Source organism: Herbidospora sp. RD11066, assembly GCF_054661255.1.
The window spans coordinates 1-248 of sequence record NZ_BAAGDO010000288.1; the positions used below are offsets into that span (position 1 = coordinate 1).

1 pseudogene is annotated in these 248 nt (G+C 46.4%); it reads left to right on the top strand.

Going from position 1 to position 248, the window contains the following annotated elements:
- Window positions 1–248, top strand: a pseudogene (locus ACYQ78_RS39940) (proline--tRNA ligase); the annotation flags it as partial.

Genomic DNA, 248 nt, shown 5'->3' on the forward strand with positions numbered 1-248 from the left:
GTGGGTGCTACCGAAGATGGCTACCACTTGACTGGTGTGAACCCAGGTCGTGATTTTACTCCAGAATATGTGGATATCCGTGAAGTTCGTGAGGGTGAAATTTCACCAGACGGACAAGGTGTCCTTAACTTTGCTCGTGGTATTGAATTTGGTCACATCTTCAAACTTGGCACTCGCTATTCAGCAAGCATGGGAGCAGATGTTTTGGATGAAAATGGCCGTGCTGTGCCAATTATCATGGGATGTTA